The following is a 25,667-nucleotide window of genomic DNA, read 5'->3' as shown; positions in this document are numbered from 1 at the left end:
CCTTTCGGTTTAGACATCAGATTCACGAAGCTACGGATCGCATCATTTTGTCGTTCCCGACGATGTTTAGGCACTATACCGCCAATTTCCGTCCGATCGAGCCAACCTGTGGCGGAAGTAGGTTGTCGAAATGAGTACACGATCAGAATGCGGATCTTGGATACATTCCCATATTACACCTCGACCGAGCCCTCAAACCCGTTCCAAAGCCACCGCTGTACCTTGCCCGACACCGATGCACATAGTTGAAAGACCTTTCTCTCCCGATTTCAAATCATAGATAGTAGTGCCTGTAATCCTTGCGCCTGACATCCCCAATGGGTGCCCCAGGGCAATTGCGCCACCGTTGGGGTTCACGCGCGGGTCATCATCGGCAATGCCAAGTTCACGTAGCGTCGCAAGGCTTTGACTGGCAAAGGCTTCATTCAATTCGATTGTTGCGAAATCGGCTGATGTCAGACTGAGACGGTGCATCAATTTTTTCGTGGCAGGTGCCGGGCCAATTCCCATAATCCGAGGCGGCACACCGGCGCTTGCCCCACCAAGTATGCGGGCAAGCGGGATAAGACCGTGGTCTTTTAACGCAGCTTCGGAGGCAAGGATCAGCGCCGCGGCACCGTCGTTAACACCCGATGCGTTGCCTGCTGTCACGGTACCCTCTGCCTTAACAAAGGTCTTGAGTTTTCCAAGGGCCTCGGGCGTGGTGTCACGCGGGTGTTCATCCAGTTCAATGACGCGTGGATCGCCCTTGCGTTGGGGGATCGTGACCGGGGTGATCTCTTTTGAAAGTCGCCCGCTTGTCTGTGCTGCTGCGGCTTTGCTTTGGGAGCGAAGTGCAAAGCGATCCTGATCCGCGCGGGAGATGTTGAATTCTTCGGCCACGTTTTCGGCGGTTTCAGGCATTGAATCCACGCCATATTGCGCTTGCATGATCCGGTTAACGAACCGCCAGCCGATGGTGGTGTCATAGACTGCATTGCTTCGGGAAAAGGCAGTTTCTGCTTTGGACATGACAAATGGCGCACGGCTCATGCTTTCGACACCGCCCGCAATCGCCATCTGGATCTCACCCGAACGGATGGCACGGGCGGCTGTGATCACTGCATCCATACCCGACCCGCAAAGCCGGTTCAGTGTCGTACCCGGAACACTGTCAGGCAGTCCGGCCAGCAATGCCGACATGCGTGCAACGTTGCGGTTATCCTCGCCAGCCTGATTTGCACAACCATAAAAAACTTCATCGATGGCAGACCAGTCGATATCATGCTTGTCGATCAGCGCCTTTATGGGAATTGCCCCCAGATCGTCAGCGCGCACGCTTGCCAGGGTACCGCCATAACGTCCAATAGGGGTTCGGACATAATCACAGATAAATACATCGTTCATCCGAGGGCCTCCGGGCAAATCAGGGCATCCACACCCTTGGTTGTGAGAAGTTCGGCTCCGGTCAGGGCCTGTAAGTCGTCAATGGATAAAGCGGCAATTTTCTCACGCAGCACAAAATGGCCGCCCTCTACGTCGATCACCGCCAGCGAACTGTAAATGCGGGTGACACAACCCACCCCCGTCAACGGCATGGTGCAGCTTTCTACCAGTTTGGGCTCACCTTTTTTCGTGATGTGGTCGGTGACCACTGCGACGCGCCTGGCTGACTGTACAAGGTCCATAGCCCCCCCGACAGCCGGAATACCACCTTTCCCGGTAGACCAATTGGCCAGATCGCCGTTCTGAGCAATTTGATATGCGCCCAGAATCGCCACATCAAGATGCCCCCCGCGGACCATGGCGAAACTGTCCGCGTGGTGGAAAAAGGAAGTGCCCGGTTTCGATGTGATCGCTTTCTTGCCCGCATTGATCAGATCCCAGTCTTCTTCGCCCACAGCAGGTGCCGGGCCAAACCCTAACACGCCGTTTTCGGTGTGAAAGATTACCTCTTTGCCTTCGGGTTGATAAGAGGCCACCATTTCAGGAAAGCCGATACCAAGGTTCACATAGGCACCGTCCTGAATATCCTGCGCTGCCCGCCAGGCAATCTGCGCATTCGATAGTTTGATTTCTGAAATATCGATCATGGGTAAACGGCCTCCGCTCGGTTCAGTTCTTCTTCCTGTGCGGGATGTGTTATCTCCACGAGGTGATTGATAAAAATCCCCGGGGTCACCACGTGTTCAGGGTCAATGGCCCCGGCCTGCACCACGCGAGAGACCTGCGCGATAGTCACCTTGGCTGCGGTGGCCATGATTGGATTAAAATTCCGTGCGGCCATCCGGTATGTCATGTTGCCATGGGTGTCGCTTAGATCACCTTTGATAAGCGCGTAATCCGCTTTCAACCAAAGTTCGCGGATATAAGAACGTCCTTCAAAAACCTCGATTGGTTTTCCCTCTGCCACTGCGGTGCCAAAGGCGGTCGGCGTATAGAAGGCGGGAATACCCGCCCCCCCTGCCCTGATGCGTTCAGCAAGTGTACCTTGGGGGACAATTTCCAACGCGATCTTGTTCGCCTTATATGCCGTAACAAACACACTGGGATCAGCGGAACGCGGGAAAGAACAGATCAGCTTGTCCACCTGCCCCTGTTCAATCAATGCGGCAAGCCCAACATGTCCGTTGCCAGCATTGTTGTTTACCACTGTCAGGTGTTTTGCTCCGTGATCAATCAATGCGTGGATTAGCTCAATCGGCGCGCCAGAACCGCCAAACCCTCCGATCATAACGGTTGCCCCGTCTGGAATCTGCTGAATGACCTCTCTTAGGGTCGTAACGGTTTTAACCATATCCAAATCCTCCTGCGATATCGGGTAACGGGTCATTTCGGACATTGCTACAAACTCCGTGCATATATTGACCTTTGTTCATATTGCGCCATATCTTGTGCGCATGCTGAACAAATCAACCAATTTCATCGCCTCCCTCGCAAAAGGGCTTCAGGTTATCGAGTGTTTTGGCGCGCAGACGCCACGGCTGTCCATTACTGATGTTGCACAACGCGCCGGGTTCGACCGGGCGAGCGCACGCCGGTGTTTGCTAACGCTCCACCAGCTTGGCTATGCCGAATACGACGGTAAATTCTTTACCGTGACGCCGCGCATCTTGCGGCTTGGCATGGGGGCCCTTGCCGCTTTGCCCCTTCCGCAGCTTGTACAGCCCTGGCTCGATCAACTTTCCGAACAAATCAATGAATCCACTTCTGTCTCAATCCTTGATGAAACAGAGATTGTTTATCTCGCCCGTGCTGCGCAGCGCCGGGTCATGTCCATCGGGTTGATGCCGGGATCGCGCCTGCCGGCCCATTGTACGTCAATGGGCAGAGTCCTTTTGTCAGCGTTGCCAGAGGCAGAAGCGCGCGCATTGATAGAACGTTCGGATTTGTCACCCAGAACACCCTACAGCCTGACAGCACCGGGTGAAATCATGGATGAACTGGCCACTGTCCGACAAAACGGTTTTGCAATCAATGACCAGGAAGTCGAACTTGGCCTGCGTTCGATTGCTGTTCCTCTTAAGAACGTTCGCGGCAAAGTTGTCGCAGCATTGAACACAGGAGTGGCCGCCACACAAGACACCGCCTCAGCGCTGCATGCGCAGTTTGCTGGATCGTTATTGCAGGCTCAGGCAGGTTTGATGCGCATCCTGGCGTGAAAGGATGCACTGCGCAATCGGAACGGTACTGTGAGATACCGGTGCCTCCACTACCTAGTCGAAAAGGTTTTTGACGCCCTTAGCATTCCGACGTTGGGTCAGGCGGAGGTCAGCCATCTGACCATTTGCATGAACGGCGCCCACAAGTATCGCCATCTGCCGCTATCCTGCGTAAAGAATGTTCTCGCGTGAAAAGCGGTGATGCTTGAATAGGGATTTGAGCGATAAAATCAATTTCAAGAACCGGAAAATTGCCAAACGAAGTGACTAATGTATCGGTCCCAGCTTGTGATCCGTCCCTACCATTCTTTGCCCCACATTCCGGGCAACGACTGCAATGTATCGAACAAAAAAGTACCGATCCACCACCAATTTGAACAAATCTGGAATGCAACTTGACGACGTCAGCCGCACTACCAGGTCACGAGGCTCGGAAGAGCAATCGCCAGAAGCAAGACAGCGAGTTGGATCAGGATGAAGGGAATGACTGACCGATATATCTGAGTGATCCCGACATCTGGCAGTGTGTTTTTGAGATAGAACAATGCCATGCCTACGGGCGGTGTCAAAAAGGAAGTTTGCAGGCAGATCGCCATCAATATCGCAACCCACGTCGGATCGTGACCCATGGCGGATAAGCTCGGCAAGAGCAACGGCGCAATGATGAGAATGATTTCCATCCAGTCGAGAAAGAATCCGAGCAAGAAAACTATTGTTAAAGTTAGTAGGAGTGTCATCAAAGGAGGCAACGGAATTGCGTAGAGTGCGGCCTCGATGACTTCGTCACCACCGTAGCCGCGTAGTACCACCGAAAAGCAGGATGCCCCAAAGATTAGGGCGAACAAGAATGATGTGGTCAAGGCCGATTGTTCCGAGACCTCGCGGAACTGGCGCCAGTTCAGATTGCCCGAAGCTACGGCAATGAGTGTCGCGCCCGCGGCTCCGATCCCGGCGGCCTCTGTCGGGGTAGCTATACCTAAGACGATGGAGCCGAGGACGGAGGTAATTAAAAGGACCGGTGCCAGCAACGAAGTGAAAAGACTGCGGAGGCCGACCCGTAAATTGTCTTCGCTGCGATGCGCAATTGCTGGTGCCACTTCGGGACGTATCAGCGCGACAATGACACAATATGCGATATAGCACGCCGCTAACAACAGCCCCGGCAAGATCGCCCCGCGGAACAGATTTCCTGCAGGAATCTGCAACTGATCACCCATAACGATCAGCATTATCGAAGGCGGAATCAGAATGCCGAGGCAACTGGTCGCGCCGACAACGCCGAGCCCGAGATTATCACTGTACTTTGCTTTCCGCATCGCCGGCATCGAGATTGTCGCTAAAAGCACGACTGAGGCCCCAATGATGCCAGTAGAGGCCGCCAATAACACCCCGATTAGAACCACGGAAATCGCCATGCCTCCGGGCACGCCGCGCAACAAAAAATGCATGCGCGACAACAGTTTTTCGGCCACCCCAGACCTTTCGAGCATCAGCCCCATAAAGACGAACATCGAGATCGGAATTAAAGAATAACTCGAGATCGTATCGAATATTCGGTTGGCAACAAACCCTAACATACGCAGCGACGCCAGCTCTCCGCCAACGGAAAAACCGTCGAGAACCGTGCCGAGGATAGCAAAAAGCACCGCAACACCGCCGAGAACAAAGGCTACCGGATAGCCCGAGAACATCACGATCATGAAAGTCGAGAAAAGAAGAAAGACGAATAGAGCATCCATGACACTGGCTCCCATTAGGCCGAAGGTTCAGTGGAAACGAGAACCAGGAGAGATCGTCCGAGCACCGCCAGGCTTTGAAGAAACAGCAGGCTCAACCCGGCGGCCATCACGAATTTAATCAAGTAACGCGCGGGCAGGCCGGAAGGCATCGGGGACCCTTCCTTCAGGTGCCAAGAATAACCAAAAATCGACCACGCACTAACAGTGACAAACCACAGGAAGGGCAGCAGCAAGACGAGAACACCAACCGCCTCGATCCCAGCCCGAACCCGGGGCGACATCCTGTTTCGAAACACATCTACGCGGACATGGACGTCCTTTTGATAGGCCCAAGCCATACACCCCATCACCGCTACGGCATTGAGGTGCCATTGCAATTCCTCAAGTTGGATGGAGCCGATCGAAAAGATGTAGCGCAAAGTGACATTCAAAACGACTGTCACCATTAGGAGCGGCACGAATAGGGCCGAAGCCTGACCCACCCGCAGCGTGAACCATTGGATGGCAGCTAGTGCTTGAGAAACTGCTACCACCGTACTTAGTTGCGGTCTGACCAAGCGGAGATGTCCGCGCGGTACGCCTGAAGAGAGTCCCAAACCCTGCGAAAATCACCGTCTTTTGACGCTTGCTCGGTGACAACGCTGTCAAAGGCCATTCGGAGGTCGTTTAGAACCGTGTCCGGAAAGGGCAGAATTTCTACACCAGCAGCTTCAAAATCGCTGACCGCCTTCGCGTTCAAGGTCTCGGTCGACATGATCGAGGACAAATTGATCGCTTTGCAGGTTTCATATATCAGGCTTTGCTGCTCGGCATCGAAACTGTCCCACTTGTTCAGGTTGATGATCAACTCATTCATTGCTGACGGCTGGTGCCAACCCGGTAAGTAGAAATATTGGCTGACCTGCTGCAATCCAAAAAGCGTGTCGATGGCTGGCATCGACACTTCAGCTCCGTCAATGACACCTCGCTCGAGACCGGGGTAAACCTCGCTCAGAGGCAGTAACACTACCGAGGCACCCAGTTTGGCCATCACACTTCCGGCCAGTCCGGCAAACCTAATCTTCTTACCCTTAAGGTCCTCGGTTGATTCAATTCGAAAATTATACCAGCCACCAGATTCGGCCCCCATCAAGCCACAGGGTATGGTTTTGACGCCCTGTGCTTCGTATATCTCTGACCAAATCTCACCACCGCCACCATTGTAGATCCAGTCAGCGTGACGCACCGGATCGAGGCCGAAGGGGGCACCGCCAAAGAACTGGACGGCCGGGAAACGCCCGGCAACATAGTGCGGTGAGGTCATCCCGGCATCCAGTGTGCCCTGCTGAACAGCATCGAAAATCTGCAGCGACGGCACGAGTTTGCCTGCGCCATAGACTTTGACCTCGAGCTCTCCATGGGACAACCGGTTGATTCTATCGCCAAAATATGTAGCATTTTCGCCGGCGGATGGGGTGGCCAGCGGGAAGGCACTTTGCACGTCTAGGCGAATTTTGTCAGCGGCGGCCGGCATTGGTAAAAGTACCGTAACGGCCATCAGCAGGACCGAAATTCGTTTTCTCATTTGAGGCATGTCTTTCTCCATTTTTCTGTTATGGCCTAATCACATCAGACTTGTCTGCGATCGAAGTCGCTTAGGGTGCAGGAGCCGCCCAACGAGTCGGCCTAAAGTGTTGTCTCTGCCCGTCGCGCACGATTTTGCCAGAGGGGTCACCGGGGAAATGTCCGCAAAACACCTCGGTCCCATGATCTGCATAGAGCGAGAGCTTTTTCTTTCGGGCGGTCGCCGCTGCATCGCCATCAAAACAGAACACAGTGGATAGTTCTGGGTGGGTGACCTGCAAAGGGTGATGCATCAGGTCAGCGCAAAAAGCGGCAATGACTCGTTTTCCCCTGCACCACTCCAAACCAGCCATGCCAGGCGAATGCCCGGCTAGGTCAGTGACGAATAGATTATGTGCCAGCTCCTCCCCGGGCGCGACAAACTCCAGCAATCCTGCGCGTTCGACAGGAGCCACGCAGTCGTTGAAGGAGGTCGACATATACGGCATCTCTCCGTGTCGTGCACTCCAGTAATCGTATTCGGCTTTAGTCGTTACATGCCGGGCGTTGGGAAATGTCGGGCGCCATGCGTCACCATCCAGCCGTGTTAGCCATCCGATATGATCCATGTGCAGATGCGATAGAAACACGGTGTCCACATCTTCTAGCGCATAACCTGCCTGACCCAGATGGTTCAGCCAATTGCTCTTCTTGCGGTGCCAGTCTGGACGGGAAGGGAAATTTCCGTCTTCGCCAACGGCGCAATCGATCAGGATGACCTTTCCGGCAAGCTCAATAAGGAACGACTGGTAGGAGAGGACAAGTCGACCCGTGTCGGCCTCGGCATAGTTCGGCACTAACCAGCTTTGTTCGTTTTCGAAAATAGCAGAAGGCGGATCGAGAAATAGTTCGGCGGCAGTTCTCGCCGGGCCAACGAAATCCAGCAGAGCACTGATGCGCATCTCGTCAATTTGAACCTGCTGCATATGTGGAAGGTTATTGGCTGTCATATCTTCACCTATCATTTGCGCCGAATTTCTTTGAGCCGGTCTAAATCCGGCTCGAGACCGAGGCCCGGCCCTTCGGGCAGGTGGACCCGAAAGTTCTCGTATCTGAGTGGCGTCTTAGTTAGATCGTCAATGATGATCTGCGGGCCGAAATGTTCAGTTCCCCAGTGCAGCTCGGGTAAGGAGGCAAACGCCTGAAGATGGGCCGCCGCGCCGAGGCTACTCTCCAGCAAACAACCGCCGAAAAGCTCGGCACCAAAAGCGCTCGCGACCGCCGCGGTGCGTTTCAATTCCGGCAGACCACCACTCTTGACCAGCTTGAGCGAGAGGACCGATCCTGCCCCAACGCGTAAGCCGTTCAAAGCGTCGGTAGCGCCAAAGCTACATTCGTCCATCATGAAGGGGATTCGCGTGCGACTTGCAGCCCGACCTTGGGCAAAAATTTGATCGGCCGGCAAAGGCTGTTCGATCAGTGCGATATCCAATTCTTCGAGGATCGGTAAAAACCGGCTGCAACTCGCCTCAGACCATGCCTGATTGATGTCAACGATGAGTTCGATATCATCGCCGACACCTGTCCGGATCGCCTTCAGACGTTCCAGCTCCTGCGCGCGGGGTTGAAGCCCTAGCTTGATTTTGAAGCGATTGAACAGGCCCGCTGCGATATGGTTCTTTGCTTCTTGAATTTCGCGCTCCGCATCTCCGATCGACAGCCCCCAGATTGTACGAAACGAGGTCTCAACAACGCCTCCCAGAAACTGAGCTGCCGGGACGTCAAGCGTACGCCCGACCGCGTCATGAATTGCCATGCTGATCGCTGCCTTTGCTGAGTTGTTCCGAACAGCAGCCCGGTTTAGCAGCATATGGATGAGCTCGAATTGGCAGGCGGGTTGCCCGATGAGCACCGGCGCGAGATAGCGAATAATATTGGCTTGGATCGCTTCTACGCTTTCCTCGGCCCAACGCGGACCGCCCAAGGTGGACGCCTCGCCCCACCCGACCGTGCCATTCTCGAGCTGCACGCGCAGGTGGACATATGATTGCACGGCCAAGTTGGTGTTCGACAGAATATGCGGCCGTTTGATTGGCACGTCAGAAATCCAGGTCTGTATATCCCTGATCCGGGTGCTGCGGGCCAGCGACGGCAGTGTTTGTGCCAAGGCTTCTGCTTTTTCTGCCGTTGAAATACCTACCACTTATCTTTTTACCTTTTGTGATGGGCCATGCCGAACCGGGAACGTTAGATGGACGCTGGTGCCTTTACGGCACTGCTGCAGTCCCTTAGAAGGGGCACTTCCTTTATCGGGTTCGGCTGGTGTGGACAGGAGTGAACGTCACCCGACACAAATCGCGCCGGGTGAGGAACGAGAGGGCTTTCTATTCTGCAGCAAGCTGAGCTTGCGCCGGCTCAAGCACAAAGTTCACTTCCATTACCCTTGCGCCATCTTCAATGACTTCTGGAACAACCAGTTCGAGGTGATCGGTATCGCAACAATCATCGCCGACATATTCACCACCTTCAAAATAGGCTTGGTTGATCAGGTCACGCTTGCCCTCAGCGCGAGCCCAGAAATGAATATGTGCCGGGCGCCAAGAATGACGGCCAAGGTGCTTTTCCAATAGATCGCCGGTGGGGCCTGCATTCGGAATCTGATAGGGCACAGGCAGCTTCGATGTGACGCAATAGTGGCCGTTCTCTCCTGTCACCACACGGCCGCGATAGTATTTCCGATCAATATTATCATGGATACCGGAATAGAGGCCATCGGGTGTCGAATGCCAGATATCCAGCATTGCCCCGGCGACCGGAGTGCCGTCCAAATCGGTGACCTGGCCGCGAATAATCATGTCCTGAGCACCCGCGTCTTCGGGGCGAGACGGTAATTCATCCGTCACGATCGGGTAATCTTCGTCGATATAGTAAGGTCCCTGAATGTCGGCACGCGTACCTTTTCTGGATTCATTTTCGATTTCAACGATTGTCGCATTGAATAAGGCATCCAGCATGAGCGGAACCTCTTTCGCTTCCTGCACGCCGATCAGATATTCGAAAGCGCTTCGGTATTCGGCAAATGTGACCTTGTGCTTCTTCAGAACGCCCTTAATTTCGTCCAAAAGTTCAGGGACGATTTGTTTCACTCTCTCTGACATATTTCCTCCTACTTCGGTATCGTTGATTATCGTCAATTGTAGGCTGGCAGGCTTTGTTGATTCCAATACCGATTGAGGCAGGCCATGATACGCGAAAAGCAATATACTTTAGTCTTGGTTTACATTTATCGTTTCAAGAAGCTTTCGTAGGACGGGCGCTTGCTGATCCCTGCGATAGATACAGGTTGTCTTGATTGTCCTGTGGCAATCGGAAATCGGGATGAATTCCATTCCCGGAAAGCGAAGCCGAGTAATTGATTCCGGGACTAACGTGCAGCGACAAGAATAGGCCGCCATGCATAGCGCCGATGTCGAGTCGCTCGCGACATGTTGGACGATCACATCCAGCCGATGGTCACGGAAAATGTCGATAATCTCATCCGTCAGATTGGGGCGGTCCGCAGACGGGTAGGCCACGATCGGCTCAACGGAAAGTTCAGCGAGCGTGACCGACTTCCTGTCCGCAAGGGGGTGGTCGGTGGGAATCGCTGCCGTCATCGTGTCGTTCCCGATATCTCTAATGCAGAGATCCTTAGCTTCGGGGTAGAAGCGACCGAACCCGACATGTATCGCACCTTCCCGGATCGCGTTGAGCTGTTGGGTCTTGCTCATTCGGGTGAGGAATAGGTCGATGCCAGGATGGGCCTGACGTAGTTTCAGCAGGCATTCCGGCACCGCCTGATAGACAGTGGAACCAAAAAACGCGACATTCAGGCGACCGAGTTCGCCCCGGGTTGCAGCTCCGACTCGATCAACCGCGCCGCGGACTTGGGCAAGGACCTTTTGCGCATCCGCATAAAAAATCTCGCCGGCCTCAGTGAGCCTCACCCCCGGAGCATTGCGCAGTAAAAGAACTGTGCCCAGTTCCTGCTCCAAGGCTTGGATTTGCCGACTGATAGGCGGCTGTGATACGTGCAGCCGCTCTGCAGCGCGGCCGAAATTGCCCTCTTCCGCAACGGCCACAAAATATCTAAGCTGGCGAAACTCCATCGCAAATTTAACCAATGCTCCGGGTCAAACTGCCCGGAGCCGCGCCCGCCCACGCGGCGCGGAGGGTATTGGTCAGCGCATCGCGATCCAGCGGACGGGGATTATAATAGGGACTGTCAATTGTGATCTGCACCACCTTTTCGATGCCGTCTTCGGCCATGCCTAGATCACGCAAGGCGACCGGGACGCCCTCCGCACGATGGGCAATCCGTTGGAATTCCCTGGCGGGGTCCTCGGACCCGGTCGCGAGCCGTAGCTTTTCCATAGCCTCGGGTACTGACGATGCGTTGTAGGTCAGCGCGTGCGGCAGAATGATAGTGTGGGTCTCGGCATGGGGCAGGTCGAACGTCCCGCCAAGGACGTGGCAGAGTTTGTGATGCAGGGCGACCCCGCCGGTGCCAAGGCAAACCGCACAGAGCCAAGCACCATAAAGAAGATCAGTGCGGGCGGCCAGATTACACGGGTCTTCTAAAATGGTCCACAGCGCCGGCAGCACCTTCGATAATCCTTCAATCGCTTGTAGATCCAGTATTGGGTTCTGGTTCTCGCTATAAAGCGCTTCGACAGCGTGGGCGATGGCATTCATTCCAGATGTCACGCTCGCGGGCACGGGAAACCTCAAGGTATAGTCGACATCATAGATTACCGTCTCGGGCAGTACCTTCATCGTCTTTTGCGTGGTCTTTCGCCCATTCTCAGTTTGACCGATGATCGAGGTCATCTCAGATCCGGCATAGGTTGTCGGCATGGCGATCTGCGGCAGGTCGGTGCGCAGAGCGATCGCCTTGGCTAACCCGATGGTCGAGCCACCCCCGATCGCAACCAGCCCATCGGCCCCCGTGCTTTTACATGCTTCCATCGCATCCTTGGTCACGCTGACAGGTGTGTGCATCGCGGCCTGGGCATAGACCCCGGCCGTCTTTCCTCCCAGCAGTTTGGCCAATCTTTCGCCTAGGTCCTTCTGTGTAGGTGTTGTCAGGATCATCGGCCGCGAGATCGAAAGCCGCCGCAGTTCATCGGGCAATTGGGCCGACGTACCGGCGCCGAACAGGATCCGTGCAGGCAGGCTAGTATATGTGAAAGAGAGCACAGTTGTATTGTTCACGTTCAATTCCTTCACATTAGCGATGGCAAGAACAGGACAAGGCCCGGGACCGCTAGCAGAAGCAGAATCCGTACAACGTCAACCAACACGAAAGGAACCAATCCGCCGAAGATTGTGTTCAACTTAACATTCGGCACCGCAGAGCGTACCGCGAAAGCGTTCATGCCGACTGGCGGGGTGATGTAGCTAACTTCGGTCACAACGACAACGAAAATGCCGAACCAGATTAGATCGAACCCTTCCGACGCAACGATCGGATAAAAGATCGGTACAGTGAGGGTGATCATCGAAAGCCCTTCGAGAATGCAGCCCAGCACGAGGTATATGGCGACGATGGTCAGCATCAGCGACCATGGGCCTGTGCCAAGATAGGTCAGGGCAGCCTGCAGATCCTGTGTCATGCCAGATAGGTTCACGTAGTTCGAAAAGGTCAGCGCGCCAAATAGCACGAAAAACATCATCGTTGTCGTCTTGGCGGTTTCAAAAAGGGTCTCGGTTAGATCGGAGACCGAAAACTTCCCGCTCAGCAACGTCAGGACCAGTGCCCCGAATGCCCCCATACCGGCGCTTTCCGTCGGCGTAAATACTCCAAGGTAGATGCCACCCATCACAAAAGCAAAGAGCATCAGCGCCCCGGCCGCCCCCTTAAGGGACATTATCCGGGCTCGGAACGGCAGACGATCTTCGACCAACAAGTCCACCCCCTGCATCCGTATCGATAGCTGCACCGCGACGACATAACCCAAAATACCGATCAGACCCGGGACCAGACCAGCGATGAAAAGCTTGCCAATGTCCTGCTGGGTCATGATGCCGTAAAACACCAGGATAACCGAGGGCGGGATGAGAATGCCTAGAGTGCCGCCGGCGGCAATGGATGCGGTCGAAAGGCTGTCGGGGTAATTGTATTTGCGCATCGCGGGCATCGAGATACGCGACATGGTGGCTGCGGTCGCTAGAGACGATCCACATACAGACGAAAAACCGCCGCAGGCAACGACAGTCGCCATAGCCAGACCACCCTTACGGTGGCGCAGCCAAGAATAGGCGGCATTGTACAGTTCATTGGCAATACCGGATTTAGCGATCAGGTTCCCCATCAGTAGGAACATCGGCAGCACCGCCAGAGTATAGTGCCGACCATTGTCGAAAAAGGTTTGCCCCATTAGCGACAGCGCCGGATCAAGGCCGATGATCGATGCCGTACCCAGAGTTCCGACGATCGCCAGCGAGATTGCGATTGGTAGCCCTGATAGTAACAGGACAAACACGATGGCAGCACCAATGGGCCATTCAATCATGATGGCCACCTTGAGCGCGAGATATGAGGCAGCCGAACAGGGTGATGGCAGCCGCGACAAAGGTCGCCGTGGCACAAACGTAGGCGACCGGGGCGACCGGAATACGGAGGCTACTGGTGGTTCCACCATAAGCCGAGATCTGGCCTGCATAAAGCCACAGCCTGCTGCCCACGACGGCCAAGAAACCAACGGTGATGAGGCCCGTGGCCACAAGGCGCAGCGGTTGCAACGTCCGTGGCAGCCTCTCTGTGATGAGGTCGACTTTTACGTGGCCGTCATCGAGGCAGATCGCCGGTAGACCCACGAAGATGATGCTGACCAGCAGTAGCTCGGTCAGCTCGGTACCACCCTTCAGCGGTATGTCGAAAACGTATCGCCCAAACACGTCAATGGTAGTAACGGCCATGATTGCCAGTAGCATAACACTGCATGCCACGGCGACCGCGGTGCGGATAAGTCTTGCAGCGGGTGCCGCCGCAAGGCTCATGGAATTATCCATCTGCCGATATGTCATTGACCCGAAAGGCTCTCGATTTCGGCCTGCATCATTTGGACAGCCGCCCGTGATGATATCCCTGCTGCCTTCAGTTTTGCGTTCCGGTCTTCAATCACCGGCGAAAGGCGGTCTTGGAGGCGTTCAAGGTCGACGCCACCGACAATTGCAGTTTTGACGTGAGCGTTCACCGCTGAGCGTGCAGCCTCATCAGCGCGATCAAAGGCCCGTCCCGCCAGTCTGGCGAGCACTTCACCTGCAACGCTTTCAATTGCCGTCTGATCTGCGGCAGATAGACTCTCCCAACGTGTCTTGTTCATCACCACGAAGAAGGATGTATTGTAGAGGCCGCCGGGAACTATCAATGCCGTATCCACAAGGGCGTTCAAGTTGAAAAACTGCACGGATTCATAGGGAAACATGATGCCATCAACGACGCCCTGCGACAGAAGCTCGTAGGATTGCGGTGCCGATGCTTCAACCGGCACCATACCAAGGGCGCTGGTCACCTCATGGGCAATTCCCCCGCTGACCCTCAGCTTGGCCCCGTCGAGATCCTCTAACTTAGTGGCGTCACGACCGCGGACGAACAGCCCACCTGGGCCGTGCACGAATAGCGAAAGCACCTTGACCTGATCGTATTCACCAGCCTGTGCAAGATGCTCTTCATACGTCCGCCAATAGGCGACAGAAATGGCCTCGGCGCTGTCGCCGAGAAACGGAGCTTCGGCAATACTTGATGTCTTGAAGCGACCAGGCGTATAGGCCTGAACGCCGAAAGTAATATCGGCAATCCCGTTGACGGCAAAATCGAAGTGGGCTGGTGGCGGGCCAAGCGGAGCCGGGAGAATGTCGACCTTAACCCGTCCCTCGGTAGCTTCTTCGATACTACGAGCGAACGGCTGCATGACATCGGTATATAGTGTGTGGGACGTAGGTGCCCAATTCGCCACTCTCAATTTTTCTTCTGCGATGGCTGGCGATGCCGCGAGAAAAATCGCAACCGTTGCTAGTGTTTTTATAGTAATTTTCATGTTTACCTCTCCAGTCAGTTTCGTTATTTCGCTTTTGTGGTATATTTTACGACTTCAGGTTGATGTTCGGGTATTGATGTGGTGGGCGGACGAATGGATAAGACCGAAATCGCTTCCAAGCCGACCGACTTCAATCTTAGTCAATGGCCATTTTTCTGGACCACGAGGTTGAGTTCTCGCTACACGCTGGTAATGGACGAAGCCCTCAAGCCGATGGGTCTGGATATTCCGTCGTGGCGCGTTTTGATGGCCTTGTTTGAACAGGACAACCGCAGTGTCTCGGAACTTGCCGACATCACCGTAATCCGGTTGAACACAATGACTAAAATCGTCCAGCGTATGGAAACCGGACGGCTTCTGACTACCCGTGCGCGGGCAACCGATCGGCGCGTAACTGAGGCGTCGATCACTGCCAAGGGTCTCGAACTCAGGCATCGAGGCTGGGAGGTTGCCGAACAGGTCATGCAGAGGGCTTTCGAGGGCATTCCCGACGCTGACCGTGCAGTCGTCAACTCTGTCCTGAGCCGCGTTTTCGCCAAGTTGAACGAGATGAACTGACAGCATTATCACACTGCCCTCAAGGCATGATAAGAGCGATCGAACCAGATTAGGGTCTCGGCTGCAGTGTCGTGTAGCACTGTTTGTTCTACGCGAGCGTAAAAGACCGAATGGCTGCCCATAGTGCGGCGTTCACTAATCCGGCAGTCAAAGGCGACGATAGCGTCCTTTAGGACGGGTGCGCCGGTCTTGCCGAAGGTCCAATGGGTGTCTTCAAACCTTTCCTCGCCACCTCTCGTAGCAAAGAGATTGGACAATGTTTCATGGCCAGCCCCGAGGACATTCACACATAGGTTGCCATTGCCATTGAAGATGTCATGCGACCGGTTCATCCGATTGACACAGACCAATAGCGTCGGCGGGCTATCGGTTATTGAACAGACTGCGGACGCGGTCATTCCGTGACAACCCTCGGGTCCGTTCGAAGTGATCAGGTTGACAGCGGCACCCAGCCGGCTCATCCCTTCACGGAACTCTTCAGATTCTGATTTCATGTCGGCCTCCCTTAAATATCCAGAACGAGTTTCTTGCTATGGGCTCTTGAGCAGCAAACCGTCATTTCGACATTCTCCGCTTTTTCCTCGTCAGTCAGGAAATAGTCCCGATGGTCGGGCGTGCCTTCAAGCACGTCGACCAAGCAGGTGCCGCAAACGCCTTCCTCGCATTTCACCTCGATATTGATACCAACATCAGCCAGTGCCTTTACGATCGTGCAATCTGGTCCCACGGTAACGATGACGCCGGATGCGCGTGCCTCGACCAAGAAGGCTTCGCCTGAAGCGTCAACCGCAGCATTGAAATACTCTCGATGTACATTTGCCGGCGCATGGCCCGCCGCCTCAGCCGCGTCAATAATCCAATCCATAAACCCTTGCGGCCCGCAGACATAGACATGCGTGTCAATCGCCGCATATGGCAGAGACTGCGGGTCGAACGCGGAATCCTCGTCATCGAAATGCAGCGAGACACGGTGGGCAAAAGGCGCGGCATTCAGCAAGTCAAGGAAAGCTGCGCGGCTGCGTGACCGCGCGCAATAATGCAGTTCGAAGTCGCATCCCAGCGCTTGCAGTCGCCACGCCATCGCAATCATCGGGGTAATTCCGATCCCGCCACCGATTAGCACGGTTCTCTCGGCACTTTCTACCAGCGGAAAATGGTTGCGGGGGGTGCTAGCTGCGATTTTAGCGCCAATCTGAGCCAACTCGTGCACCAGCGTCGAGCCGCCGCGGCCGTTGGGATCCTTGAGCACTCCTAGTCGATAGACGTCTTTCTCAGCTGGGTCATTATAAAGCGAATACTGACGATAAAGAGTATCGGCCCCATTTGGCAGAGCCAACTCAATATGAGCGCCAGCCTCGGAAGCTGGAAGGCTACCGCCATCAGCACGTTTCAAAGCCAGCCGAAGAATGTCGCCGCAATCAACGCGTCGGCCTTCCACGATGAGGTCAATTAGCTGTTCCGTCACTATATTTCCTCCTGTTCTCTCTCCGACGAGTCTCATCTCAGGTTCAGACCGCCATTCGCGTCCCAGCAAGCACCGGTCACGTAGGACGCCATTGGAGACGCAAGCATAACCACCATGTCCGCAATAAACTTCGGATCACCCAATTGCCCCACCGGTATGCTCGATATGAACTCTTCGCGCTTCTCATCGGGGATAAGGCGGTCGACGACCGGCGAGTCCAGCGGACCGGGCGCGATGGCATTGACGGTTATCCCGTAGGGCGCCAGATCCCGTGCAAAGACCTTGGTGAGCGTGAGGATTGCGCCCTTGGATGCGGCGTAATGCACACCTGTGGCGGTACCTCCGTTTTGCCCCGCCAGCGACGCAAGATTGACTATTCGCCCATAGGAGCGTTCTTTGAAATGACGGGCGAAAATCTGGCTAGCGGCAAACACACCGCCTGCATTGGTCGCCATTACCCGGTTGAAGTCACCGGGTGTGATCTCCATCAAAGGCTGTGCCTTTGTCACCGACGCATTGTTGACCAGTACTTCCACCGATCCCCAACGCTCCACGGTAAGGTCCAACACGCGCTGAAAATCCTCAGGACTCGAGATGTCCAATTTAGCGGTCAACGCCAATTCCGACGCGAGATCAAGTTCCTCGGCCAATTGATAGACAGACTCTTCGTCGATGTCGCTCAAAATGACGCGATAACCGGCTCCATGCAGTGCCCGCGCGATTTCTCTACCTACGCCAGTGCCAGCGCCGGTCACCACGGCCGTTTGGGTATCCAGTGCCAGTGGCCGTGGCATTAAAATAGATAGCTGATTGCATTCAGCTCTCCGTTAGCATTGATCAGACGCACGACCTTTTTCGACATCACCAATGCCCCGCCTTCGCGGATGAGGTCATATTCAATCGTACCAGTATGTTGGATCTGACGACCTAATTTATCTTCGGTAAGAAAGAATGCCGCCCGCAGGCTGATAGTCTCTGGCCCGCAATCAGTCTCGACAAAGCGGCTCAGCAGCCGCACGGTTCGCGCTGCGGGTGCCGCGGAAATCGCAAACCCCCCGGACAGCCGGTCCACGCGCATCCGGCGCATCCCAGCATCATCATAGGTGATGTTCAGCGTGTTTTCGAAATCAGTCTCGTCGGGATTGATGGGGATGATGTAGAGGCCATGCTTACTCCACATCTTCAACCATGTTTGGTAATCTGCGCGGTCAAGAACATCTGCTTCGCGCCAGACAAAATCGATTGCTTCGGCTTGCGAGATGCCGGCTTTAGTTTTGGTAGTCTCGCTCATTGGCTCATCATCCTTTTCCACATTTGGTAGGCTGAACGCATCCCGGTCTCGGCGGTGACATCCCCAACGTCCAATCCGTTTTCGCTGGGCTTTTGCAGACCGATGCCTCGGTTCACCATGATGTCCAGATCGGGACCGGCATCGGTGCCGCGCTGTATCCGCTCCCAGACCTCGGCATCATCGGGTGAGCCGAAACCCATCGGTCCCTGAAAGTGTTCGTGAAGGCGCAAGCGCATTTGATTGGCCGCCTTGGGTCCGCCTTGCATGCCAATAGCAAGGTGGCGAATGGCAGTTTCATCAGCTTGAATTGGGCGGAGGATGCGGAAAAAGGCCATCGAGCAGGCGGCATTGGGGAAAAGATTCAGATTGAAACCACAGCCACCTACAGCGCGCACGATCCGGCGCACATGCTCTTCCTCATGGGTCTCGCGCAGGATCTCGGCCAGTTCTTCGAACCGTTTCGGGATCGGTCGCTCGAGATCTTCTTCTAGATCAACCATTTCCGGCATTGCCACCATTACGGAATGACCGTTCCCAAGATCTTCGACATAACCATCGCCCTCAAGGAAGGCGAATGTGTCCGCAGCCTCAGCGTCCAGCGACTGAAGAAAAGTCTTGTGGACAACAGGAAAGTGGTAGGCGTCAGTCGTGTTCTCGAGCTGAATCTTCCAATTGCCAGGGAACGAGAACTGGTGTTCGCCGATAACCTCGACCGGATAGCCTGCCCCCTGTTTCATGAACAGGTCGATCCAGACCTTTGCATTGCCGAGGAAATCCTCCAGCGGTTCCGCTTCGGGATTGAAGGTGGCAAAGATCATGCCATTGTAGACATCTACCTTAAGGCGTTTTAGCCCGTATTCCGCCTTGTCGAAATCCTCACTATAGCCGTCGATATAAGGGATGGCGCGCAGCGATCCGTCCAATGCATAGCCCCAGCCGTGATAGGGGCACTGGAAAGAGCTGGTCTTGCCGCTGGTGTGTTCGCAGACTGTCGCACCACGGTGACGGCAACGATTTAGCAGAACATGCAGTGCGCCCTTGCGATCACGACAAACGATCACTGGCTGCTTGCCAACATGGGATGTTTTGAAGCTGCCCTTGTCAGGCACTTCGGATGTATGTGCTACCCAAACCCAGGTCCTGCCAAATATCTTTTCCATCTCGGCATCGAAGATCGCCGGGTCTTTGTACATGGACGTACGAATCCGGTCGTCGTCGACCTGCTTGGACCAATCGGGCTGAATATCGGTTTTGATTTCATTCATGTCTTGCTCCTGTTGGTTGAATAGCTCGCACAGGATTGGGAATCTGGGTCGGCTGATCCCAGTCTTCGACCTTGCGCGAATAGAGGTTGGTGGTTCTGAACCGCGCTATGCGCCAAACGCCATCCTCGACCGCAAAATCGATTTGTAACTGTGCTGCCATAAGAAAGTTCTGCCCGTCGTGAAATTTCGGGGTCTGCAACATCAACCAGCGGCCATTTGCTGTGGTATCAGACAGCACACTGATTTTTTCCGAACTCAGAAAATGGGCGTTCATTGTGAAATGCGGTGGCGTCACGCAAAAGGTTCGCATCCAGTTTAGTATCGCTTTCCGCCCCCGATGTGCGCCAAAGTCTTTGGCATAGCGACTGCCGCGCCCCTCCCAGACAGCACCTTCAGTGAACAGGGCACCGATACGGTTTAGATCGGTCTCGCCATCGATCCGATCGCACAGATCCATATAGTCGGACAGGCAATTGCGAATAGCACTTTCCGCTTCCAGCCGTTCAATGCGGGCGGCGAGATATTTGAGCGTAAGTCGCATCAGAGTTCGGGTACTTCCAAAGCCCGGCCTATCCGTGCTTCGACGCGAATGTATTTCCACAGCCGATAATCGGTTTCGCCGACTGGGGTGATGCGGAAGAGATTGCAGACCTCAACAACATCGGCCCGATCAGCCGCGTCTGCCATGATGTAGGCGGTCCAGGGAAAGTTAGTGCCCGATGAACCGACCATGGTTTCGTCATCGTCGAACATGCCGACGATGTTAATTCCTTCCATCTCATGTATGGATTTCAGGACATTGCCAAAGCCCTGCCAAACGGGGCCGACCTCCGAAAACGGCAGATCAAAGAAATTCTGCTGTACGGATAGGCAGAACATGACGCGGTGTTTCAATTCTCTAGACATTCAATATCTCCAGTTTTTTGTATTTACTCAGGGGTAACCCGGCGGCGTGTTCTGTCCGAGGAAGCCGGCCCCGGCAGAACTCCAGGTCCCCATCCCAAAAAAGGCATGCTGGGCGACCGCCGAGGCATCGACCAATGTCCTCGACAGTGTGTGCCCACGGCGCAGGGCGCTGGCACCGGCCATGTAGTAGGCCTGCCGCGCTACTTCCGCGCCTTCGTGGGCCGCTTGCGTGCAAGCAAGACGCAAGCGTACCTTCAGCTCGTCGGGAACGGCGTCGCCCCGAACCACCAAGGTCCAAGCCTCATCGATGGTGTCATAAAAAAAGCTACGCGCACTGCGCAGTTTGGCCTCGGCCCGCGCAAGGCCCTCATGTACATAGGGGCGGGCACCGATTGACGGCGCGCCGGTGATAGATGGTCGGTTCATGGCTTCGGCATGCAGCCAATTTAGCGCTTCACGCGCCACACCCAGACCGACCACCGCCAAAACCTGCGCGGCAAAAGCCATGGTAGGATAGCGGTAGATTGCCTCGTCGTGCAAAGACGAGGCACCCCGAATAAACGTCCAGTCCTCGCTCACCACGACGTCGTCGACGGCCACGTCATGGCTACCGGTCGCGGTCAGGCCCACGGTGTCCCAAGTGTGTTTGATCGAGACCTGCTCACGCGGTAGCACTGCCATGCGTGGCAGCCCCGGCGCATCGTTGTTACCCTCGTCAATCTTGATTCCAACGCCGATATAAGATGCGCCCATGCAGCCCGAGCAATATGGCCACTGGCCCTTGACCTTTACCCCGCTGCTAACACGCTGTGCAGGCTGCGGCGGAAAGATCGACCCCGCAAAGACTGTGTCGCGATTCGCGCCATATAGTTTTTCAAAAGTTTTCTTGGGCAAGGCGGAAAGATAGGTCGGCGCGATCCCGAAACTGGCAACCCAGCCAGTTGAACCATCGGCCTCTGCAAAGCGCTCGACCAACTGACAGAACTCGCCAGGGGACAGTTCGTCGCCGCCCATCGATTTAGGAACCAGCGCGCGATAGACGCCAACGCTTTGCATCTTGGCGATCATGTCGGGATGAACATAAGTTAAACGCTCGTATTCCTCGCGCCGATCCCGCACCTCCTGCAATACCGCGTCCAGCACGATCGGTTCTTCCGTGAGTTCTGATTGCTTGTTCATGTCGTGCACTCCGTGTCGTGGCAGGGAAGCTGAGCCGCGACCCATTCGGCGATTGCGCAAAGTCGCGCATCATCGCCGTGCCGTGCGATTAGCTGGATGCCCGCCGGCAGACCCGCTACTGTCTTGGTTGGAATCGTGATCGCCGGGTGGCCACTCAGGTTGAAGGGCCGAACCAGTTTGGTCAGCGGAATCAACATTTGCATATCCTCCGCATCCCTGAGCAACGGAGGAACCACAGGCATCGTCGGTAGTATCAGCGCATCGGCACGCTCCAGCGCCCGGTCGACCTCCGCGCGGAATTTTTTGCGGGTGGCTTCTGCACGCTGAAGCGTCGCCAAACTTATCGTGCCAGCGGCGCGGATTCGCTCTCCGACGTCACTGAACAACTTCTTATCAACAACTATCTGTCCGAATGCAGCATGTATCTCTGCGTTGATCACAGTCAGGCCCGCGTCATAGGCCTCGTCGAGACTATCAAGCACTGTGACGGCATCGGTCAGTCCTGAAAGGTCGCGGTCCAGTGTTTCGGCGATCTCAGGGGAACAATCCACCATGACACGGCTCAGCCTAGGGGCCTCGCCAAGTGTCGCTGCAGCGAAATCTGGATCTAACTGGGCCATGGCTTTGATGAGGGTCGTCATGCTGGTAGCGAAAACGCCGACGCAGTCCAGCGAAGACGCATTTGGAACGACACCATTGCGCGACAAACGGCCAAAGGTAGGCTTAAGCCCAAATACACCGCAGCAACAGGCCGGCATACGCACCGATCCGCCGGTGTCTGTCCCGAGGGAAAAATCACAAAGCCCTGCAGCGACCGCCGCCGCCGACCCCGAGGACGACCCCCCTGGAATACGCTCCGGCCAGCCCCGGTTACAGGGCGTACCGTAATATGGGTTGATACCTGTCACGCCAAAGGCCAGTTCGTGCATGTTCGTAAGACCAACCATCTGACAGCCGCTGTCCAATAGTCTTTGAACTACTTCAGCGTTTTCCTCGGCAGGGCTCGTATTCGCCAAAGCAAGAGACCCGCAGCGTGTAGGTTGGCCCTTTACGGCCAAGCATTCTTTCACACCGAATCGAAGGCCTTGACCCGTCGTCTCGAACGATTTTGTGAAGATCGCGTCATATGTGGCTTCGCATTGCATGTGCTGCAGACTTCCAACAATTACGGTAACTTTCACATTTATACAGGAAAATTACCGTAACTCAATGGACCGACAGGTATTATATCATACCTATTTAGTATGTAAGAACCATCGTAGCGCGCGCGATCAAGACCTGAAGAGAGCTTTCAATGAATTGATTTTAAATATATTTATTGAACGACATCCGCTGTATTTAGCAGTAAAAGCCGATTAGCTTGCAGCTGGCTTGTTCAGCCTTTGGGCGTCTGGCGAAACTTGCGCAAGGTAGCCATGAAGTTGATCACATGCGGAGAGCGGTTGTCTGACCTCGCGTGCACGGTCAATTTCGTATTTGGGTTAGGACCTAGAAATTGGCGAAACACCACCCCGGTTCGCGGGCTTGAAGATACGCTTTCGGGCACAATAGCCACGCCGGCACCCACCGATACCAAACTGATCCCGGTCTGGAAATCTTGGGTCAGAACCAAGTCCTTCGGCGTCACCCCTGCCTCGTCTAGCATGCTCAGTATCTGGTCGACATATGCAGGGCGGGGCCGTCGCGGAAACGAAACGAGCGTTTCTCCCGCCAAATCTTTCAAATGTATTTGCTCTTTAGCCAGTAGCGGCGAGCTGCTCGGCACGGCCAACACAAAGGGTTCCTCGCTCAAGAGGACCGCATCGAAATCTCGATTGTCCAGATGAGGGCGCGCAATCGCAATATCTAGTTCGCGTCGGACCAGCGCCCCCTCCAGTTCGGCATTATTCATTGCATGAAGCGCCAGATCGACTTCGGAATGATGCAACCGGTGTTGATTGAGTAGGCTGGGCAGTTCGCCGTAGCTGGCAGAGCCGACAAAGCCGATCCTAAGCAATCCTTGTTTCCCTCTCCCGATCACCTGCACCTCTTGAAAGGTTCTGTCTACCTGCAGCAGGATTTGCCGACTTCGCTCCAGCAGAATTTGACCTGCCTGCGTAAGGCGGATCTGCTTGCGGCTTCGGTCAATGAGGGTAACGCTGAGTTCACCTTCCAATTGCGCGATCTGCCGGGACAAGGGCGGCTGGGCGATATTTAACCGGCCAGCCGCCCGGCCAAAATTCTGTTCTTCGGCGACCGCTACGAAATACCTGAGCCGCTTCAAATCCATTTGGCGCTTGTTCCTATTTCAATTTCGACGCTAAGCTTGCTCCGAGTCAGCCGATCATGCCAAGCAGTTCGACGGTGGTCTAGCATAATTCAGCTTGCGGTGAAGTTTGCGAAATATGCTCCCTAGGTAATGAACAATTATTCACCAAATTGAAAAATACTTCGGAGTTATCACCTTAGGCCAAAATACCGGTAAAGAGGTCATCTTTGTCAATGGCTATATGTCTGTATAGCGAGTGGAGTTTGCCGACATTGACAGTGTCCGTCGTCGTTCCTATTTGACGAGGTCAGGAGCGCGTTCTGGAATAGCAGTCAATTTGCGACCCTTCCGTACAAGATCTTCCCGGGTTCATGCTTCGGTCCGTGGTCAGCGCGATGGCCGTCAACACGATGTTGTTCCCGTGTAGTAGCCCGAAAGCGCCCCTCTCATTAGCGTGCTTGAACAGAGTTCTCGACAATCCTGACCATGGTGTCTTCGGAACCGCGCCCCGATGGGGACACCGAAGCGCCGCAGTCGAGCAGACTCTAGTCGTTCGCTTCCAAGCGTTCAAATACTATCTAGGTGCCTCCAGCGATTGGTGAAATTGTGTGATTGAACTCGGTGCCCTCCCGACACATACAATGAAGAATAACACCAATGCGTCTCACAAGTGCAACCATTGTATTCTTGCTCTCCCGACGTTTGGCCACCCGCGCGGCCCATGCCCTGAGCCATGATAGGCGGCCGCGATGTAACATGACTGTCGGAGCCTTACATAATGCCCGGCCCAAAGTTTCGTAACGGCCTTGATGATACCGCCGATAACATCGCGATCTCCGGGTTGGCGCCGCGATGGTGCAAAGCCCAACCAAAGTCCAACGCATTTGGAGGATCTGAAGCGGCTGTTATCATCAACGGCAGATTTGATGGTCAGAGTGACGACCGCTCCGATGCTGGCATTGTCATCAATAAACGGCAACGGGGTCGTCCTTCGCAAGTCCGCGAACCTCGCCTTCCAGATTGGCCAGTTCTCAGCGCAAAGCAGCGCGCGATATATCAGGCTCAATAAACAACTTGGTCCGGCATTCCTCCTTTTGAAATATGATACGGGAACAACGACATCTTGCCCACGAAGTTACAAGTGTAACGTGCAATGCGTGGCTCTCGCCCCGTTACAGCATTCCATAACCAGAATAGAATGGTAGCAGCTCGGGCGATTTTGGAGAGCAAGACCTTATGACGTTGATCATATCGAGTTGAAACGCACCGCCTGTCTATAAGCCTGCCAAACATCCGTTCGATGTGGTTGGGCGTCTGCAACTGCGCTTGTCCTGTCGCACAGCTTTCTTGCGAGACTTACAATCCGAGATGCAACGCAGTGTACCCCTTTCTATCAAGGCTTCCCTAACCCAATCAGCATCCAGTAGATCGCATAGTAAGCCCATGACGCCAGTGTAGTTTCATACCTGACCGGCGGTGATGAAGAAACGAATGGGCCGCCCACTTGTATCGGTGATGGCAGGCGGCTTAGTATTCGTGCCCTGTTTCGTCTGTCCGATCCGGCGTCTACCTCTCCATTTTCAGCCCCAGACTTGAAGCCGTGCAATGCGCTTTCATGTAGATCGCGTCAATCGATATGGTCTTATCATTGGTGTCTCGTAACCGGTGCGCCGATCCCACCTATTTGACGTAATTCCAGGGTAGCAGCTCGTTGATCATGCTTTGTTTGTGGCCAGCGACGATGGCTGTGAG

At 54.8% G+C, this 25,667-nt stretch carries 27 protein-coding genes; 2 read left to right on the top strand and 25 right to left on the bottom strand.

What is annotated here, in order from left to right; all coding sequences use genetic code 11:
• Nucleotides 1-192 precede the first annotated feature (192 nt).
• From pcaF to OS190_RS19405, 3 genes are read right to left on the bottom strand one after another with little or no spacing between them, the layout of a single operon-like run.
• Nucleotides 193-1,386 (bottom strand): 3-oxoadipyl-CoA thiolase, encoded by a 1,194-nt coding sequence (pcaF, locus tag OS190_RS19415; RefSeq protein ID WP_267160361.1) that lies wholly within the window; start codon nucleotides 1,384-1,386, stop codon nucleotides 193-195.
• Complete coding sequence (locus OS190_RS19410; RefSeq protein ID WP_323370742.1) at nucleotides 1,383-2,072, bottom strand: 3-oxoacid CoA-transferase subunit B; 690 nt, start codon at nucleotides 2,070-2,072, stop codon at nucleotides 1,383-1,385. The genes pcaF and OS190_RS19410 overlap by 4 nt, the downstream gene beginning before the upstream one ends.
• Nucleotides 2,069-2,776 carry a 3-oxoacid CoA-transferase subunit A gene (locus OS190_RS19405; RefSeq protein WP_267160381.1) on the bottom strand — a complete coding sequence of 236 codons (708 nt, stop codon included), beginning with the start codon at nucleotides 2,774-2,776 and terminating at the stop codon, nucleotides 2,069-2,071. Before OS190_RS19405 ends, OS190_RS19410 begins: the two co-directional genes overlap by 4 nt.
• A gap of 103 nt (nucleotides 2,777-2,879) precedes the next feature.
• Here OS190_RS19405 and OS190_RS19400 point away from each other — a divergent pair, with 103 nt between their 5' ends.
• The gene (locus OS190_RS19400; protein WP_267160380.1) at nucleotides 2,880-3,641 is read left to right on the top strand and encodes an IclR family transcriptional regulator domain-containing protein; all 762 of its coding nucleotides are present in this window, start codon (nucleotides 2,880-2,882) and stop codon (nucleotides 3,639-3,641) included.
• Nucleotides 3,642-4,054: 413 nt separating this feature from the next.
• Here OS190_RS19400 and OS190_RS19395 read toward each other — a convergent pair whose 3' ends face one another.
• From OS190_RS19395 to OS190_RS19345, 11 genes are all read right to left on the bottom strand, one after another.
• Nucleotides 4,055-5,380, bottom strand: a complete 1,326-nt coding sequence (locus tag OS190_RS19395) for a TRAP transporter large permease (protein WP_267160360.1) — start codon at nucleotides 5,378-5,380, stop codon at nucleotides 4,055-4,057.
• A 14-nt stretch (nucleotides 5,381-5,394) separates the two neighbouring features.
• Entirely contained in the window at nucleotides 5,395-5,913 is a 519-nt protein-coding gene (locus OS190_RS19390; protein WP_267160359.1) for a TRAP transporter small permease subunit, read from the bottom strand.
• 5 nt (nucleotides 5,914-5,918) lie between these two features.
• Complete coding sequence (locus tag OS190_RS19385; protein WP_267160358.1) at nucleotides 5,919-6,953, bottom strand: TRAP transporter substrate-binding protein; 1,035 nt, start codon at nucleotides 6,951-6,953, stop codon at nucleotides 5,919-5,921.
• Nucleotides 6,954-7,014: 61 nt separating this feature from the next.
• Nucleotides 7,015-7,932, bottom strand: coding sequence for an MBL fold metallo-hydrolase (locus OS190_RS19380; protein ID WP_267160357.1), 918 nt, complete (start codon nucleotides 7,930-7,932; stop codon nucleotides 7,015-7,017).
• 11 nt (nucleotides 7,933-7,943) lie between these two features.
• Entirely contained in the window at nucleotides 7,944-9,125 is a 1,182-nt protein-coding gene (locus OS190_RS19375) for a muconate/chloromuconate family cycloisomerase (protein ID WP_267160356.1), read from the bottom strand.
• A gap of 181 nt (nucleotides 9,126-9,306) precedes the next feature.
• Nucleotides 9,307-10,068 carry a dioxygenase family protein gene (locus OS190_RS19370; protein WP_267160355.1) on the bottom strand — a complete coding sequence of 254 codons (762 nt, stop codon included), beginning with the start codon at nucleotides 10,066-10,068 and terminating at the stop codon, nucleotides 9,307-9,309.
• Between the two features lie 120 nt (nucleotides 10,069-10,188).
• A complete protein-coding gene (locus OS190_RS19365; protein WP_267160354.1) occupies nucleotides 10,189-11,070 on the bottom strand; it encodes a LysR family transcriptional regulator in 882 nt (293 codons plus the stop codon).
• 7 nt (nucleotides 11,071-11,077) lie between these two features.
• Nucleotides 11,078-12,175: a maleylacetate reductase gene (locus tag OS190_RS19360; RefSeq protein ID WP_267160353.1), complete on the bottom strand. Its 1,098-nt coding sequence runs from the start codon at nucleotides 12,173-12,175 to the stop codon at nucleotides 11,078-11,080.
• An 11-nt stretch (nucleotides 12,176-12,186) separates the two neighbouring features.
• The gene (locus tag OS190_RS19355; protein ID WP_267160352.1) at nucleotides 12,187-13,476 is read right to left on the bottom strand and encodes a TRAP transporter large permease; all 1,290 of its coding nucleotides are present in this window, start codon (nucleotides 13,474-13,476) and stop codon (nucleotides 12,187-12,189) included.
• Entirely contained in the window at nucleotides 13,469-13,975 is a 507-nt protein-coding gene (locus OS190_RS19350) for a TRAP transporter small permease (protein WP_267160351.1), read from the bottom strand. The genes OS190_RS19355 and OS190_RS19350 overlap by 8 nt, the downstream gene beginning before the upstream one ends.
• A gap of 11 nt (nucleotides 13,976-13,986) precedes the next feature.
• Nucleotides 13,987-15,003: a TRAP transporter substrate-binding protein gene (locus OS190_RS19345; RefSeq protein WP_267160350.1), complete on the bottom strand. Its 1,017-nt coding sequence runs from the start codon at nucleotides 15,001-15,003 to the stop codon at nucleotides 13,987-13,989.
• Between the two features lie 93 nt (nucleotides 15,004-15,096).
• Between OS190_RS19345 and OS190_RS19340 the strand changes: the two genes are divergently transcribed.
• Complete coding sequence (locus OS190_RS19340) at nucleotides 15,097-15,561, top strand: MarR family winged helix-turn-helix transcriptional regulator (protein ID WP_267160349.1); 465 nt, start codon at nucleotides 15,097-15,099, stop codon at nucleotides 15,559-15,561.
• Between the two features lie 8 nt (nucleotides 15,562-15,569).
• Here the strand turns inward: OS190_RS19340 and OS190_RS19335 are convergent, their stop codons facing one another.
• The 11 genes from OS190_RS19335 to OS190_RS19285 form a co-directional block, all read right to left on the bottom strand.
• Nucleotides 15,570-16,055, bottom strand: coding sequence for a flavin reductase (locus OS190_RS19335; protein ID WP_267160348.1), 486 nt, complete (start codon nucleotides 16,053-16,055; stop codon nucleotides 15,570-15,572).
• An 11-nt stretch (nucleotides 16,056-16,066) separates the two neighbouring features.
• Complete coding sequence (locus OS190_RS19330) at nucleotides 16,067-17,026, bottom strand: PDR/VanB family oxidoreductase (protein WP_267160347.1); 960 nt, start codon at nucleotides 17,024-17,026, stop codon at nucleotides 16,067-16,069.
• A 32-nt stretch (nucleotides 17,027-17,058) separates the two neighbouring features.
• Entirely contained in the window at nucleotides 17,059-17,820 is a 762-nt protein-coding gene (locus tag OS190_RS19325; protein ID WP_267160346.1) for an SDR family NAD(P)-dependent oxidoreductase, read from the bottom strand.
• Nucleotides 17,820-18,317: an aromatic-ring-hydroxylating dioxygenase subunit beta gene (locus OS190_RS19320; RefSeq protein WP_267160345.1), complete on the bottom strand. Its 498-nt coding sequence runs from the start codon at nucleotides 18,315-18,317 to the stop codon at nucleotides 17,820-17,822. The genes OS190_RS19325 and OS190_RS19320 overlap by 1 nt, the downstream gene beginning before the upstream one ends.
• Nucleotides 18,314-19,582 (bottom strand): aromatic ring-hydroxylating oxygenase subunit alpha, encoded by a 1,269-nt coding sequence (locus tag OS190_RS19315; protein ID WP_267160344.1) that lies wholly within the window; start codon nucleotides 19,580-19,582, stop codon nucleotides 18,314-18,316. Before OS190_RS19315 ends, OS190_RS19320 begins: the two co-directional genes overlap by 4 nt.
• A complete protein-coding gene (locus OS190_RS19310) occupies nucleotides 19,575-20,123 on the bottom strand; it encodes a nuclear transport factor 2 family protein (RefSeq protein WP_267160343.1) in 549 nt (182 codons plus the stop codon). Before OS190_RS19310 ends, OS190_RS19315 begins: the two co-directional genes overlap by 8 nt.
• Complete coding sequence (locus OS190_RS19305; protein ID WP_267160342.1) at nucleotides 20,123-20,488, bottom strand: hypothetical protein; 366 nt, start codon at nucleotides 20,486-20,488, stop codon at nucleotides 20,123-20,125. Before OS190_RS19305 ends, OS190_RS19310 begins: the two co-directional genes overlap by 1 nt.
• A 27-nt stretch (nucleotides 20,489-20,515) precedes the next feature.
• Complete coding sequence (locus tag OS190_RS19300) at nucleotides 20,516-21,667, bottom strand: acyl-CoA dehydrogenase family protein (RefSeq protein ID WP_267160341.1); 1,152 nt, start codon at nucleotides 21,665-21,667, stop codon at nucleotides 20,516-20,518.
• A complete protein-coding gene (locus OS190_RS19295; RefSeq protein WP_267160340.1) occupies nucleotides 21,664-22,812 on the bottom strand; it encodes an amidase in 1,149 nt (382 codons plus the stop codon). Before OS190_RS19295 ends, OS190_RS19300 begins: the two co-directional genes overlap by 4 nt.
• Before the next feature lie 230 nt (nucleotides 22,813-23,042).
• Entirely contained in the window at nucleotides 23,043-23,936 is an 894-nt protein-coding gene (locus OS190_RS19290; RefSeq protein WP_267160339.1) for a LysR substrate-binding domain-containing protein, read from the bottom strand.
• 643 nt (nucleotides 23,937-24,579) lie between these two features.
• On the bottom strand, nucleotides 24,580-24,894 hold the full coding sequence (locus OS190_RS19285; protein ID WP_267160338.1) for a transposase: 315 nt from the start codon (nucleotides 24,892-24,894) through the stop codon (nucleotides 24,580-24,582).
• Nucleotides 24,895-25,667: the final 773 nt, after the last annotated feature.

The organism is Sulfitobacter sp. F26204, from assembly GCF_026410305.1.
GTDB lineage: Bacteria > Pseudomonadota > Alphaproteobacteria > Rhodobacterales > Rhodobacteraceae > Sulfitobacter.
The sequence above is the reverse complement of the archived record's forward strand: the minus strand, read 5'-3'. Positions and strand labels throughout refer to the sequence as shown.